The sequence below is a fragment of the Ligilactobacillus sp. genome (assembly GCF_036846325.1).
GTDB lineage: Bacteria > Bacillota > Bacilli > Lactobacillales > Lactobacillaceae > Ligilactobacillus.
The window spans coordinates 1-13,687 of the sequence record NZ_DAIUCE010000049.1; the positions used below are offsets into that span (position 1 = coordinate 1).

At 50.5% G+C, this 13,687-nt stretch carries 12 protein-coding genes, 1 tRNA gene and 1 pseudogene; 8 read left to right on the plus strand and 6 right to left on the minus strand.

What is annotated here, in order from left to right; translation table 11 throughout:
• The 3 genes from V7Z60_RS05930 to V7Z60_RS05940 form a co-directional block, all read right to left on the minus strand.
• The coding region (locus V7Z60_RS05930) for a hypothetical protein (protein ID WP_334116929.1) at positions 1-195 on the minus strand (195 nt) is incomplete at its 3' end.
• A gap of 117 nt (positions 196-312) precedes the next feature.
• Positions 313-1,176 (minus strand): aldo/keto reductase, encoded by an 864-nt coding sequence (locus V7Z60_RS05935; protein ID WP_334116930.1) that lies wholly within the window; start codon positions 1,174-1,176, stop codon positions 313-315.
• Positions 1,173-2,552, minus strand: a complete 1,380-nt coding sequence (locus V7Z60_RS05940) for an MATE family efflux transporter (RefSeq protein ID WP_334116931.1) — start codon at positions 2,550-2,552, stop codon at positions 1,173-1,175. Before V7Z60_RS05940 ends, V7Z60_RS05935 begins: the two co-directional genes overlap by 4 nt.
• A gap of 128 nt (positions 2,553-2,680) precedes the next feature.
• On the opposite strand from V7Z60_RS05940, the gene V7Z60_RS05945 reads away from it, so the two are divergent.
• Positions 2,681-3,553 carry a LysR family transcriptional regulator gene (locus V7Z60_RS05945; protein ID WP_334116932.1) on the plus strand — a complete coding sequence of 291 codons (873 nt, stop codon included), beginning with the start codon at positions 2,681-2,683 and terminating at the stop codon, positions 3,551-3,553.
• A 199-nt stretch (positions 3,554-3,752) separates the two neighbouring features.
• A complete protein-coding gene (locus V7Z60_RS05950) occupies positions 3,753-3,896 on the plus strand; it encodes a hypothetical protein (protein ID WP_334116933.1) in 144 nt (47 codons plus the stop codon).
• A 305-nt stretch (positions 3,897-4,201) separates the two neighbouring features.
• Here V7Z60_RS05950 and V7Z60_RS05955 read toward each other — a convergent pair whose 3' ends face one another.
• The gene (locus V7Z60_RS05955; protein WP_334116934.1) at positions 4,202-4,981 is read right to left on the minus strand and encodes a Cof-type HAD-IIB family hydrolase; all 780 of its coding nucleotides are present in this window, start codon (positions 4,979-4,981) and stop codon (positions 4,202-4,204) included.
• Between the two features lie 184 nt (positions 4,982-5,165).
• On the opposite strand from V7Z60_RS05955, the gene V7Z60_RS05960 reads away from it, so the two are divergent.
• Entirely contained in the window at positions 5,166-7,256 is a 2,091-nt protein-coding gene (locus V7Z60_RS05960) for a methyl-accepting chemotaxis protein (RefSeq protein WP_334116935.1), read from the plus strand.
• A gap of 264 nt (positions 7,257-7,520) precedes the next feature.
• Here the strand turns inward: V7Z60_RS05960 and V7Z60_RS05965 are convergent.
• Positions 7,521-7,593: transfer RNA gene (locus V7Z60_RS05965), tRNA-Gln, on the minus strand.
• A 295-nt stretch (positions 7,594-7,888) separates the two neighbouring features.
• Positions 7,889-8,632, minus strand: coding sequence for a sulfite exporter TauE/SafE family protein (locus tag V7Z60_RS05970; RefSeq protein ID WP_334116936.1), 744 nt, complete (start codon positions 8,630-8,632; stop codon positions 7,889-7,891).
• A 547-nt stretch (positions 8,633-9,179) separates the two neighbouring features.
• On the opposite strand from V7Z60_RS05970, the gene V7Z60_RS05975 reads away from it, so the two are divergent.
• The 5 genes and pseudogenes from V7Z60_RS05975 (at position 9,180) to V7Z60_RS10270 (ending at position 13,629) form a co-directional block, all read left to right on the plus strand.
• Positions 9,180-10,184: an aldo/keto reductase gene (locus V7Z60_RS05975; RefSeq protein WP_334116937.1), complete on the plus strand. Its 1,005-nt coding sequence runs from the start codon at positions 9,180-9,182 to the stop codon at positions 10,182-10,184.
• A 219-nt stretch (positions 10,185-10,403) separates the two neighbouring features.
• Positions 10,404-10,529: pseudogene (locus V7Z60_RS05980) on the plus strand (phosphatase PAP2 family protein); the annotation flags it as partial.
• A 115-nt stretch (positions 10,530-10,644) separates the two neighbouring features.
• Entirely contained in the window at positions 10,645-11,220 is a 576-nt protein-coding gene (locus V7Z60_RS05985; protein ID WP_334116939.1) for an alpha/beta hydrolase, read from the plus strand.
• A 206-nt stretch (positions 11,221-11,426) separates the two neighbouring features.
• Complete coding sequence (locus V7Z60_RS05990; protein ID WP_334116940.1) at positions 11,427-12,830, plus strand: hypothetical protein; 1,404 nt, start codon at positions 11,427-11,429, stop codon at positions 12,828-12,830.
• A gap of 109 nt (positions 12,831-12,939) precedes the next feature.
• Positions 12,940-13,629: a GNAT family N-acetyltransferase gene (locus tag V7Z60_RS10270; RefSeq protein WP_442918901.1), complete on the plus strand. Its 690-nt coding sequence runs from the start codon at positions 12,940-12,942 to the stop codon at positions 13,627-13,629.
• Positions 13,630-13,687: the final 58 nt, after the last annotated feature.

Below are 13,687 nucleotides of genomic sequence, written 5' to 3' on the forward strand. Positions count from 1 at the left end.
TCCACCAAGTTTGGTGGACGAAGCGCTGGAATTTCCACGATGTTTGGTGGGTGAGGCGTGAATTTTCCACGAGGTTTGGTGGGTGAGGCGCTGGATTTTCCACCAAGTTTGGTGGGTGAGGCGTGGATTTTCCACCAAGTTTGGTGGATGAGGCGTGAATTTTCCACCAGAATTGGTGGGTGAAATGACCTGCATCTGCAAAGGCACCTCTGAGCCTGAGTGTCTGACAGATGTCAGGCCAAAACAAAGACACGCATGACCCGCGAGGACAATTGTGAATCATACGTGTCTTGAATTTGAGACGGATTTTTTCTACAGCTTGTAAAGCAGTGACTTCTTCAGGAACTCATCCATGGAAGGTCCGTCGTTTCTTGGTGCAAAGCATGTGTGTCCGGTGTCAAGCTTTGAAATCATGGACATTTCGTCATCCGTCAGCGTGAAGTCGAAGATGTCAAGGTTCTGCTTCATTCTCTGCAGATTGGCAGACTTGACGACAGGGACGATGCCGCGCTGTGTCAGCCAGCGCAGTGCAACCTGGGCTGCTGACTTGTGATGGCTGTCTGCAATTGAAAGAAGTGTCTCGTTTTCAAAAAGCCCCGTCTGACCGGCGGCAAGAGGTGACCATGCCTGCATCAGGATGTCATGCTGCTCCATGTATGCACGTTCCGGTTCACGCTGGAAGAACGGGTTGCATTCTACCATGTTGACTGCGGGCTTGACCTTGTTCCAGAAGATGAAGTCAGAAAGCCTGTCCGAGGTGAAGTTGTCAACGCCGATGGCCCTGATCCTTCCTGCAAGATGAAGTTCCTCAAGTGCGCGCCAGGCACCGTAGAGGTCATTGTACGGCTGGTGGATGAGATAGAGGTCAAGATAGTCAAGGCCGAGTTTCTTCATTGAGCGCTCAAAGCCTCTTTTTGCCCCCTCGTAGCTTGTGTCCGTAATCCAGAGCTTGGTTGTCACGAAGAGGTCTTCTCTTTTGACCCCGCATCTTCTGATGGCCCGTCCCACGGCTTCTTCGTTGCCATAGGCTGCGGCCGTGTCAATCAGACGATAGCCGGACTGAATGGCGTTGACGACGGCCTGTTCGCATTCGTCCGGGTCAGTCATCCTGAAGACGCCATAGCCGATTGGCGGCATCTTGACTCCGTTGTTCAATGTGATTTCCATGTTTTTCATTTCAGTTCCTCCTTTGAGTTGTTTTCCAGAATTGTAAATCGTCTTGACGGCCTGTAGTGGATGAGCAGAATCAGAATCAGCAGGGCGGTTGTTGCGAGACTTGCCGGGTAGGCTGACATGATGGTCCTGAATGTCCTGTTTTGCGGGAAGATGAACAGGATCCAGGTGATGCGGATTCCGCACACGCCGATGATGGTCATGACCGCCGGAATGAGAGAGATTCCGAATCCCCTCAGGTATCCGCTCATCACTTCATAAAGCATGCTGAATGTATAGGCCGAAAAGACCATGATGAGTCTGGTGTAGCCGATTTTGATGACTTTCGGATCAGCTGTGAAGATTGTAAGCAGGTGTCTGCCGAAGAAAAGCACGAAGAAGATGGCGGCTGCCGATGCGACTGCATCCTCTATCAGACACAGTGCAAGCACCTTTTTGCACCGCTTCAGCTTTCCCGCTCCTGCATTCTGCCCGACAAACGTCGTGCAGGCCTGGCTGAACGAGTTGAGCACGTCATAGGCGAAGACCTCGATGTTGTATGCCGCACTCGATGCGGCGATGACGACCGTACCCAGGCTGTTGATGGCAGTCTGGATGACGATGTTCGACAGTGCGAATACTGCGCTCTGGACCCCGGCGGGAACGCCGATTTTCAGGATGCGTCCCAGAACCTTCGTGTCGATGCGGATTTTGACAGAATCGATTCTCACCGGCTGCCTCGTTGTCCTGAGGATGCCAAGCAGGACAAGACAGCTGACGAAGTTGGAAAATACAGTGGTGAATGCCACGCCGGCCACTCCCAGGTGCAGGACGGCTGCTGCAAGAAGGTCGAGGATTATGTTCAGGACACTTGATATTCCGAGGGCGATTAGGGGAATGTGTGCATCCCCCACGCTTCTGAAGATTGCCGACTCGAAGTTGTACATCAAGATGACGGGCATCCCGAGCAGATATATTCTCAGGTATGTCAGCGCAAGAGGCATGACGTCGTCTGGAATGTTGAACGACGAAAGCATTGGTTCTGCCGCCAGTTCACCGATGATGGTCACGAGGATTCCGGCAAGAAATGCGAAGACAAGCGAGGTGTGAACGGCCGACTTCACCGTTTTGAAATCCTTTCTGCCGATGGAATTGGCGATGACGACGTTTGCGCCAAGTGCGATTCCGACGAAGAGATTGATGATCAGGGCGATGACGGAACTGTTTGCTCCGATGGCCGCAACGGCAGCCGTTTTCATCGATCCCGTGAAGTTGCCGGCAACGGCCACGTCAGCGGCGTTGTACATCTGCTCAAGAACAGAAGTCATTGCAACGGGCAGTGCAAACATGGGCAGTCTGCTCCAGATCGGGCCGTGCAGCATGTCTACTTTGAGTTCCATTGAGAGAAATCCCCTTTCTGATGTGTCTGTATCAAGTATATGTTTTTGCGGATTTTATAACAAATACTTATTGAGAATATGCTATCATAGCTTTTGGGAATGATATTGACTGAAAGGAAGTGATCTGGATGGAAATAAGGTTGCTGCGCTATTTTCTGGCCGTCGCACATGAGGGAAACATCACGCGTGCGGCGGAAGCACTGCATATCTCGCAGCCTTCGCTTTCAAAGCAGATGATGGAACTTGAAGGACAGCTTGGAAAAAAGCTTTTCATAAGGGGAAAGAGAAGGATTTTTCTGACTGATGACGGCCGTCTTCTGCGCAGGCGCGCCGAGGAAATCGTGGAAATGGTTGACAGGACGGTCAGAGATCTCAGCGCAAGGGAGGAAGTGAGCGGATCGGTGTCATTCGGCGGGAACCCGACCGAAAGGATTCTTGAAGCCTGCTCTGAGATGCGCAGGGAGTATCCGGGCGTTGACTTTCAGTTCTACAGCGGAGATGCAATTGACGTCACGGAGCGTCTTGACCACGGCAGCATTGACTTTGCTGTTTTTCTTGAACCGGTTGACGTCATGAAGTATGAGTATCTTTCCCTGAACGAGTCCTCGCGGTGGGGGCTTTTGGTGAAACAGGACGGTGAAATTGCACGCAGGGGTTTTGTTTCAAGGGACGACATCGCGTCGGTGCCGCTTGTATTCCATCGTCGGGAGGGACTTCAGAGTCTGATTCTGAGATGGAGCGGAAAGAAGATTGAAGACCTGGACATTGCGGCCACCTATAATGTTGTCAACGGTGAGCCGGGCAAATTCGTCAGAAAGGGTCTTGGCTGCTTCATTACAACGGAGGACCTGGTTTCCGGGATGACGGGAGACGACCTGGTTTTCTGTCCCTTTGAGCCCGAACTCAGAATAAGTTATGCGCTGGTCTGGAAGAGATATAAGGAAATGTCACGGACGGCAGAGAAATTTCTGGAAAGTGTCCGCAGGAATCTGAAGGACTGACAGGTAACGGGCAGGGCTTCGTCAAAATGCTGGCGGAGCTCCTTTTTTTCGGGAATATATGCCCACTGTTTTTGGTAAATCCAGTGTCAATTTCCAGGAATGAATAAATTTCAGGATGAAAAAGTTTCGATGCGACACTTATTGTCACATTGATGACATAAGATGAATACATAACCAAGAGAAAGCAGGAGGAGCAAAGATGGGCAGAAACGACAATTCAAAAGGAAGATTAAAAGGTGTCATTAGTGAAAATTTCAGGAAGTACGGGGAATTTGTGGGGACCATTTACCACGGACCGGTGATTGCACACATAAAAGATTCTATTTTGCGTTCAAAAAGTTAAATAGACTGTTTTCGTTGAAAATCGTTAGTCTGCTTTTCCCGTCATGCCTCCGAGTTTGAGAGCCTGATGACAGATGTTTGTCAATGTAGAAATGATGATGAGAAAGAAACTATGTCTCGAATAAAAGACCCGGATGAAGTTTGCATTAATTGCAAATCATCCGGATCTTTGTGTATACGGGATAGTTCTTCAGCGAATACTGTATTTTACGTGCAAATCCCAAAAACCGGCAATTTGCCCGTAAGGATGAGCAGGGCAGCAGGAGCATGTGCGCGGCTGGGAAATTTGTCTTCCTGCATCAGTGCTCATATAAGTCCGTTTTCAAGACAATAATGGTAGATTCCGTCGTCCTTTACGTGGCTGCAGCTGTCCGTTGCGACCCTGCGGAGGTTTTTCGAGGCGTTTGCCATTGCGACGCTGTTTCCAACGGCCTTGAACATCGCGATGTCGTTGTCGCCGTCGCCGAATGCGATGGCTTCTGATTCGTCCAGGCCGTAGAATTCGAGCACCTTCCTGACGCCGAGTCCCTTGCCGCCGTTTTTGGGGATGATGTCAACGGCGCGGTCCCACCAGGCGGTTATTTCCGCACCTTCGACGTTTTTGGTGATTGCCGGATACTCTTCACTTCTTCCACCCATCATGATCTGATAGACGTCCTCGTCTGAAGCAACTTCGTCAAAGTCGTCCGCGACAATGACGGGGGTGTCCGACACTGCGTGATAGTCCGCAAGGTCTCTGTCCGAGCCGTTTGATGCGAGCCTGTCCTTTGTCGCAAGGGTGACCGGGCGGCCCAGCTGCTCTGCATTTTCAATGAGCTTTCTGACATCTTCTCTTGGTATCGGATTGCTGAAGATGGTCTTTGATCCGGTGAAGCAGTAGGAGCCGTTGAACGTCAGGAAGACGTCGAAGTCCGCTCCTGGAAATTCGGGTATTTCAATCGGGGAGCGGCCGGTTGCGATGCAGATCTTCGTGCCGTTTTCCTGCAGGCGGTGTAAGGCCTCAAGCGTTTTTCCGGAAACAGCCTTCCTCTCCATGTCAATCAGGGTACCGTCGATGTCGAAGAATGCGATTTTAATCTGGTTCATGGTCAGTCACCTCTTGAAATAGTAGATTATGCAATAATTGTAACATAAAAAATCACGCTGCTTCCGTATTTTCCGGTTATAAGACAACACTGTGTTGTTTTTATGTTATTTTTGGCGCTTTCACTTTAATCTTCATGGAAACTAACCGATTTCTAATAGCAGAAATCAGAAAGGATCTGTTTATATGAAGAATAAGAAGAAACAGAAGTCAATCGGATATTACATAATGTTCATTCTTCTTGCCACCGGGCTGATACCGCTGGTGGCAATGATCATTGCCATCTACAGCACGACAACGTCGCTCCTGATATCTCGCAATGACTCGTCAAAGCTGAGTGCCGTCAACGTCGTCCAGAAGGAAAGGCAGAAGCTGCGCAATCAGACGGACTATGTCCTGAAGAAGGTTGCCAATTATCCACAGATATCAGGCGGAAGGTATGATGAGAGAATCATCAAGTCCGAGCTCAGCCGTGTCAAGGATGCATGTGCTGAGGTCACATCGGGGATTGTCGGCTATTCTGACGGCAAGTATGTAAGTACGGTCAGGGAACCTGCAGGATACAAGGTTACGGAGCGTCCGTGGTACACTCAGGCCGTGGCGAACATGGGCCAGATCTGCTGGACCGATCCGTACAAGGATGCCGCAACAGGCAAGTACGTCGTCACCGCATCGTATGCGATGGAGGGGCAGAACGGAAAGATTGTCGTGGTAAGTCTTGACGTTACATATTCAAACATCGAGGAGACGCTCGGCGAACTCAAGGTCGGCAACACAGGCCGCGTGACGCTCGTCTCCAACACCGGCGTTGTCCTGGCCTCACAGGGTGCAAGGAACAGCAGTGTATACAAGAGGGGAAACGACATCAAGAACGACAAGGTGTTCCAGGCAATCAAGAATGCCAAGGCAAGAAAGGGCACCATTCATCTGAAGGGCACATCAGAGGTTACGGATGTCTACTACAACAAGGGTGCGGCCGGTTCCAACGGAGCTGCAAGCAAGTCCTGGGCGTTTGCCTCCGTTGAAAAGGACGATCTCAACAAGGAACACATGACGATGATCACGAAGGCAGTTACGGTTGCCGTGATTGTGGCCGTCCTGATCGGCATCTTCACAATCATGACGGTTCAGGGACTCAAGGCAATTGCCGGAGTTCTCATGGACTACATGGAAGAGGCCGGCTCCGGTCACTTCAAGAAGATTCCGCAGACATTCGACAAGGATGGAGAAAAGGTTTCCTTTGGCGCAAAGGTGGGCAGGAAGCTCGTTGTTCCTGACAAGTCGGGCAACGAATTCAGCAGAATTTCCAATGCCTTCAATGAAATGGTCGAACAGGTCGGAGGCTTGATTGAAACCGTCAAGAAGCAGTCAGACAGCGTTGCCGAGAAGTCAGACTCACTGCTTGAACTTTCCAAGCAGACCGGCAAGGCAACTGAGGAAGTTGCCCAGACAATCACCGGCATCGCGGAAGTCACGAGTTCGCAGGCTCAGGAAACGCAGGAAAGCGTCACGAAGCTTGAAGATCTTTCCAAGGTCATTGACAAGCTCCATGAAAGCGTTCAGATCATGAACACAGAGTCTGAGGAATCAGCCAAGATCAATCAGAACAATATGGATACGATGACCAAGGTAAGTGACAACTGGTCAGCCGAACTCGAAGACATGAAGGCCCTGTCACAGAGCGTTCAGAACATGAACGATGACATTCAGGACATCACGAAGATCATCAACGTCATCAACGAAATTTCACGTCAGACGAACCTGCTTGCCTTGAATGCCTCAATTGAAGCTGCAAGCGCCGGCGAAGCGGGCAAGGGCTTCTCAGTCGTTGCTGCTGAAATCAGGAAGCTTGCAGAACAGAGCGCTTCCTCAACGAAGGAAATCGAAGGCATTATCGACAACATCAAGCAGCAGTCAACGGATATGGTCAACAGGACGAATAATTCCGTTGAAGGCGGACAGAAGCAGTCCGGCCTGATTAAGGATGCCATCGGGTCGACGAAGGAAGTCTTTGACCGCAACAAGCAGATGGCTGTAAAGGTTTCCGATGTTGCCGAAGCTTCGAACAGCATTGAGGAAGTTCAGGGCAAGGTTCTGGAAGGACTCGAAAGCATCTCCGCATCAACGCAGGAGAATGCCGCAGGTACCGAGGAAGTTTCCGCAAACTCCGAGGAAGTTCTTGCCACAATGGACGAATTCACACAGCACGTTTCAGATCTGCGTGACATTTCAGGCCATCTGAAGACTGAAACTGACAAGCTCAAGATTGAAAGATAGACAGTAAATCTGACTAAGAATTGAGAAATCAGTTTCAAGTTCGAAAACATGTCTCAAATTGAAGACCCGGATTATCTGCAGTTAAACTGCAGATAGTCCGGGTCTTTGTGTATACATGAAATGGATCTGTCCGGGAAAAGGGACATTATTTTACAGACCGGGCTTAAAAAAACGGTCAGAATTGAAAAAATGCCTGCCAAAGTCAGTCCCTTGTCAGACATCAAAAAAGCAGGAGACTCTTCCAAGTCTCCTGCTTTTATTCTATTGGGCATACAGGTCTCGAACCTGTAAATTATGGATTCAGAGTCCACTGCCTTACCAGTTTGGCGAATGCCCAATGAGTTAACATGTTTATAATTATACCACGTTTTTGATAAATGGCAACAGTTTAGGTGAAAAAATTTGAATAAAGTTGGCGCTTGAAGAAAAGGACGTCAGCGGAAGCGTCAGGCTGCAATGCCCTCAGTTGCCCTGGAAACCCCAGAAGAGTAGAATTAATGTGATGTATCAAAGAAAGAGACTTGTCATGAAACAGATGAAGATTCATGATTTCCCGCAACACAGGGAGGCAGCTCTGCATTTTGCATGCACGGACATAAAAAAGGCAGGGGCGTCCGGCTCCCTGCCTTTATTCAGGCAATCATTGATATTCCGAAGTAGATGATCAGGATTCCGAGAAACGGGGTCAGGACGGTGTTGACGCGCTGATAGTCCATGCGGTGAAGGACGAGCGGCGTTACAATTGATCCTGCGATTGCTCCTGCCATCAGCCCGAGGCCCGCCGTCCAGGCAAATGTGCTGGTGAACAGATGGCTGATGAAGCCCACGGCTGACATGGCGAAGAGGACATAGGTGCTTGTTCCGGTTGCCTCAAGGGATGAAAGTCCGAGAAGAGTCAGTCCGCCGACTGTTGTTGCGCCGCCGCTCAGGCCTCCGATTCCGACCATCAGTCCGCTGAGCAGGCCGAATCCTGCAGCCTGGAGCCTGGATGAGTTGGTTGAACGCGCATCCTTCTTCTGCCCGTGTCTGAAGAACTTGACCATGATCATGATGCCCATTGCCAAAAAAATCAGTCCGACGACCCAGTTGTAGACGTTAAGCGGAATCCAGCGGGCAATCAGGGTGCCACCGATGATGCCCGGAATGGCTGCGAAAATCATCCGGTTTCCGAGATTGAAGCGGACGTTTTTAATTTTCATCTGAGTCAGAAATCCGAAGCCAAGTGCCGGCAGCGCAATCAGCAGTGATGTCGGGGCTGCGACCGGGACGGGGATGTGAAGCTGACTGGTCAGGATGCCGAGATAAAGCGAAGCTCCACCGCCTCCGATCAGTGAAACGAAGACACCGATGAGGAAACCATAAACGACTGTAATCAATGTAATTCCCTCTTTCTGTTCGATGTTTTCATTTTAAGCGGAATTTGTTCCACTTGTCAAAAACTTTTGAAATGAAGATTGTCACCATGAGAAGTGATGCAATGAAAAATCGTTCAACAGGCCATGAGCAGGGATGTTTTTCCGTCAGGTTGCGGGCATGGTGATGATGAGTCACCTTTCCACCAGAGTTGGTGGGGCGAAGCGTGAATTTTCCACGAGGTTTGGTGGGCGAGGCGTTAATTCTCCACGAGGTTTGGTGGGCGGAGTGCGAATTTTCCACCAGGTTTGGTGGGTGAGGCGTGAATTTTCCACCAGGTTTGGTGGGCGGAGTGCGAATTTTCCACGAGGTTTGGTGGATGAGGCGTGAATTTTCCACGAGGTTTGGTGGGTGAGGCGTTAATTCTCCACCAGAGTTGGTGGGTGAGGCGTTGATTCTCCACCAGAGTTGGTGGGCGAAGCGTTGATTCTCCACCAGGTTTGGTGGGAAAAGTGTATTTTACATGACCGGGCAATGAATGTATAATTCATGAAGATGGGAGTGATTGACATGGAATATACAAAGCTTGGCAACACCGACATTGAAGTGTCCAGAATTTGTCTTGGCTGCATGAGCTTCGGCAAGGCCGGAACGATGCATGACTGGACGCTTGACGAGAGTGAGAGCGAAAAAATCATAAGACACGCACTTGACAACGGCATAAACTTCTTCGACACGGCCAACGGATACTCGAAGGGAACAAGCGAGGAGTACCTCGGACGTGCGCTTAGGAACAACGTGGCACGGGACCGGGTCGTGATTTCGTCCAAGGTGTACTTCAACGAGGGAAGACTTAAGAGAAGTGCGATCATGCGCGAAATCGACGGAACGCTGAAGAGGCTCGGAACGGACTATCTTGACCTTTACATAATTCACCGCTTCGATTACGAGACGCCGGTCGAGGAGACGATGGAGGCCTTGAACGACCTGGTCAAGGCCGGAAAGGTGCGTGCCCTGGGAGCTTCCGCAATGTACGGATACCAGTTCCACAACATGCAGATCGTGGCGAGAGACAACGGGTTCGCGCAGTTTCAGGCGATGGAGAACCACTACAATCTGCTCTACCGTGAAGACGAGCGTGAACTGATACCGATCTGCAGGCAGATGGGCGTTTCGCTCATGCCGTACAGCCCGCTTGCCGGCGGACACCTGGCAAGGCCGACATGGGAGTCAAATACACTTCGGGGCAGAACGGACAACGTCGTCAGGGGCAAGTACGACCGGATGGAAAAGCAGGACATGGGAATCGTCTCGAGGGTCAGCGAGCTGGCTGAAAAGCACGGCTGCAGGATGTCCGAGATTGCCCTTGCCTGGCATCGCGCCAAGGGCGTTGCCGCTCCAATCATAGGCGCAACGAAGGAGAGGTACATTGACGACGCTGTGAAATCCCTTGACGTCAGTCTGTCCGGCTCGGAGGTTGCATATCTTGAGGAATTGTACGTTCCGCATCCAGTTGTCGGCGCAATTGACAGGGATCCGGAACCCGGTGTGGTCCTGCTAGACGAGAAGAAATAGGCAGATGGCGAAGACTTCATTGTTGGAAAATGAGGTCTTCGCTGTTTTTTTGACTATGTTGGGATTTGGGGTTAAATAGTCTGCTTCGGATGGTAAATACAGTGCTGGTGGCAGTTAAAGCAGATCAAAAATTTAGGGAATTATCAGTATGTATGGGAGATTCCTGTATCTCTCACACCATTTTTTTCTTCCTTGTTCTGATTGTTTTTCAAAAATCCGGCAGTCCTGATTGCCTTTTCACGGATGTATCTTTATGTTCATTATCCGACCGACGTTTTGGGAGGAATCCTGGTTGGAATATTCTGCGGATATGTTGTCAGAAAGTGCATGAACCGGATTTTCTGATGTGTTTGCGAATCTCAATGAGCAGCATGCTCTATTCCGTAAAACGGGAATTTCGTTACGTGAGTTTAAGATAGACTGTTATTGTTCCTTTAACGTAATGAAAGAGATGGGAAAATTGGAACTTAAGATTCTTGACTTGATTCAGAAACTGCATAATCCGGTGTTGGACTGGTTCATGTGCTTTGTCACGGGTTTTGGCAACTTCGGAGTGTTCTGGCTGCTGGTCGCAGTGGTGCTGATGGTGATTCCGAGGACGAGTACGGCCTCGACAGGAACAATGTCTTCATACCGCAGCCTGTTCGGCTACGAACCCGTTGACTTGAAATTCAGAGCCGCCGCCCTGAACAGCGGTGCGTTCTTCCTCTTGGACCCCGGCATGATTGCCGGCATGCTGAATGCATACTTCCCGAAGGACATTGTTGAGAAGGACAGAAGGAGAATTTCAGCCGAGTACTACATCACGGAAGACTTCCTGCCCTGCTACCTCTCAACGGCCAATGAGGACTTCATCCACGACCAGACCATCAAGCTTGCCGGCTTCCTGACCGCCCGCGGCGTTGAGCACGTCTGCAGGTCATACGGCGACAAGGACAACCCTCAGCCGCACGTCTTCCTGATGAACCAGAAGGACGAAACCGCAAGGCAATGCAATGAGGACGAGGTGGAATTCTTCAGAGAGCATATGGGATAAGGTGTAACCCAGTTATGTAAGGTGTGAAGCCAAGCGGTTAGTCCCCGAGCACCAGGACTGCTCGAACGCCGGCAGGCTTGACCTGCCAAGTGAGAGTTTTTTAGTTTCAGTCATGAATCGCCGGGGGTGCCTTGCGTGTCTGCAAGGTGCTTTTTTTATTGGCGGAAATGAGATATGATTGAATCAGACAGAAAGGAGGGGCTTTTATGCTGCTTTATTCAACAGTTCTTGAAACGAGGGACATTGCGGAGGACGACTTCATCAGGCTCGTCATCCGCTGCAATCAGGAGAATCCTTATCCGGAAAATGTCATCCGCAACCTGAAGTGGAACGGGGAGAGGAACGTCCGTTACGGAGACGATGACCTGTGGCTTGAGATAGCCGAGCTGAAGGAAGAGAGGATCATTGCGGTCAGGTATGAGAAGAAGGCCGCAAACGGTGCGGTCTGGGACACGGACTATGTGATGGACTTTGCGGCAAACCGGATTTCGGTCCAGCTCGAGCGCAGCTACACGGAGGGCGCGTCGCTTGACAACCAGCGCTTCACGACGCCGCACTTCATCTCGATGCTGATAAGTTCCGGATACCTTGCCGACGACAACGGGCTGCCTGTGTTGAATGCAGAGCTGGAAGCCTCAAGGAAAAATGCCGCAACTCTTGTGTCTGCAGTCACATTTGAACAGAGATACCGGCTGCCGGTGGTGTATATTTCAAAAAGAGACGGTAAGAAGCTGCCGTTTGACGTCAGGATGCTCTGCAGCAGGCTGAAGGGCAATGCGCACGTCATCGTGGCCAGAAACAGGAAGTTCTCGAAGAAGACGTCGGAGAAGTACGGCTGCGTCCTTGAGCGCAACGGGGATGCGGGAGTGTATTTTCCAAACGGAACGCACATGATAATTCCAGCGGGAAGGAAGACTGACGAGAGGATTGCGGCGGAAGTGCTGAAGTACATGGCGCTGCAGAAGCTGCCGGAGCTTTGCACGTGGCAGGGCGTGGCGAATGCGCTGATGCTTGAGCGGATCGGTGAGCAGAAGGAGGAAGTCAGGAAGGCCCTGCTTGAAAAGGAAAAGGCCGAAGGAGAAATCAGGGAGTACTTCGACGAGTTCGATGCGGACAACGAGAAACTGAAGCTGAGAATAGAGGAACTGATGCAGAGAAACACCAGACTTGAGGCGGAAGTCAACGGACTGCGCACAAGACTCAGCAGCAGCGGTCAGGTGCCGGTTCTGTTCGGCGGAAAGGAGACCGACCTTTATCCGGGCGAAATCAGCGAGATGGTCCTTGACGCCGTGAGCGACGGGCTCGAGCGGACCCGTGGCGAAGGGCGCCGCGCCGACGTCTACGGCGACATCCTGCAGTCCAACGGCTATGCGAACCTGCGCAGGAAGCGGCAGGCGGAGGTCAAGCGGATCTTCACCGGCTACCGCGTCATGACCGGCTCGACGAAGAAGGACCTGGAGGAACTCGGCATCACCGTCACCGGCGACGGCAAGCACTATAAGCTTGCCTATTACGGTGACCCCCGCTACGTCCGGGCAATCTCGAAGACCGGAAGCGACCGGCGCGAAGGCGCAAATATCGCGGCAGTCATTAATGCGACGATGATGTAGAAGGAAATTTTCTGAAGACCCCCTCCGGCGTGACCTTGTCAAAGATAATGAATAATGTTCGTGTTTTACTTGACTTGCCGGACGCATCCTGCAGGGCGTCGGCACGGGGATGGCTCTGCCGCTTGCGATGCACATCATCCTGGAACACGTGCCGCTCGAAAGGCGCGGCTTCATGGTGGGCGTGTCCACGAGGACCACCTGCTTCGCACCGGCAATCGGTCCGAATTGCGGCGGCGTCATCCTGCATGAATTCAACTGGAATCAGATCTTCCTGTTCTTGCGTGCTCGTTTGTCACCGGCATCATTTCAATTCCACAGCGCCGTATCGGTCAGCGCACTGGATTTAAATTCAAGTTTATGGAGAGTCACCGTTATGATTAGAGAATTTCAAAGGGATGATATAAATAAAGTTGCAGATATATGGTTGGATACAAATATAAAGGCACATAATTTTATCCCCGCCGAATACTGGAAAAGCAATTTCAAATCAGTAAAAGAAGCGTTGTTACTAGCAGAGGTTTATGTGTATGAGTATGATACAGAAATACAGGGCTTTATAGGGTTAAATGATGAATATGTTGAGGGCATTTTTGTTTCTGATGAAATGCAATCGCAGGGTATAGGTAAAATTCTGCTGAATTATGCAAAGGATAAAAGGAATAAGTTGCACTTGAACGTATACCAGAAGAACGCACGGGCAATATCTTTTTATAAGAGAGAAGGATTTGAGATTCAGCATAGTGGCTTAGATGAGGCTACCGGAGAAAAAGATTATGTAATGACATGGCAACGCAAATAGAAATTCCAGTTTGTAGGGATGACATGAAAAATGAAGTTTAAGGAACAGAGCTTTATCC

Coding starts and splice junctions, on each gene's coding strand:
- V7Z60_RS05945 (WP_334116932.1), top strand. CDS start 2,681: ATGGAAATAAGGTTGCTGCGCTATTTTCTGGCCGTCGCACATGAGGGA.
- V7Z60_RS05935 (WP_334116930.1), bottom strand. CDS start 1,176: ATGAAAAACATGGAAATCACATTGAACAACGGAGTCAAGATGCCGCCA.
- V7Z60_RS05955 (WP_334116934.1), bottom strand. CDS start 4,981: ATGAACCAGATTAAAATCGCATTCTTCGACATCGACGGTACCCTGATT.
- V7Z60_RS05950 (WP_334116933.1), top strand. CDS start 3,753: ATGGGCAGAAACGACAATTCAAAAGGAAGATTAAAAGGTGTCATTAGT.
- V7Z60_RS05990 (WP_334116940.1), top strand. CDS start 11,427: ATGCTGCTTTATTCAACAGTTCTTGAAACGAGGGACATTGCGGAGGAC.
- V7Z60_RS10270 (WP_442918901.1), top strand. CDS start 12,940: ATGGCTCTGCCGCTTGCGATGCACATCATCCTGGAACACGTGCCGCTC.
- V7Z60_RS05960 (WP_334116935.1), top strand. CDS start 5,166: ATGAAGAATAAGAAGAAACAGAAGTCAATCGGATATTACATAATGTTC.
- V7Z60_RS05975 (WP_334116937.1), top strand. CDS start 9,180: ATGGAATATACAAAGCTTGGCAACACCGACATTGAAGTGTCCAGAATT.
- V7Z60_RS05940 (WP_334116931.1), bottom strand. CDS start 2,552: ATGGAACTCAAAGTAGACATGCTGCACGGCCCGATCTGGAGCAGACTG.